Genomic DNA, 558 nt, shown 5'->3' with positions numbered 1-558 from the left:
AGATCACCGACACCGCTGGCGGTAACTTCGAGAAGCTGGAAGTGGCTGGTGATGGTGCAACCACCACCATCAACGACACCATCGACAAAGTGGATGTGGTTCTGACCGCAACGACCACAGTGGGCGAAGGCGGCAACATCGTCTACACCGCCAGCCTTGTGGATAAAAACGGCGCGGCAGTGACCAACATCACCAACCCGCTGACCGTGACCTTGGATAACGGCCAGACCATCACCATCGGTGTGAACCAGTCGAACGGCAGCGTGACCGTTGTAGCTCCAGATGATGTGTACAAGGGCGACCAGACCGTCACTACTGCTATCACTAATGTGACTGGCGGTGAGCACTTCGAGAATCTGGTGCCGGGTACTACGCCGGTTAGCACCACTGTCACCGATACTCCGGGCACTGATAACACCACCACCGTGACACTGACCGCGCCAAGCGACGTCAACGAAGGCGGTCAGATTACGTACACCGCTACGCTTTCCAATAAAGCAGGCACTGACGTAACGCTGGAGGTGGGTAACGGTTCGTCTAACCACCTCAAAGCTGGCG

Annotated in this window: 1 protein-coding gene; it reads left to right on the top strand. The window is 56.8% G+C overall.

Annotation, left to right across the window (positions count from 1 at the left end):
• A partial coding sequence (locus tag HX790_RS21540; RefSeq protein WP_176992100.1) for an immunoglobulin-like domain-containing protein occupies nt 1–558 on the top strand: 558 nt, incomplete at both ends.

The sequence above is a fragment of the Pseudomonas sp. IPO3747 genome (genome assembly GCF_013385245.1).
Lineage (GTDB): Bacteria > Pseudomonadota > Gammaproteobacteria > Pseudomonadales > Pseudomonadaceae > Aquipseudomonas > Aquipseudomonas edaphica.
Note: the sequence above shows the minus strand (reverse complement) of the source record. Positions and strands in the feature narration are given on the sequence as shown.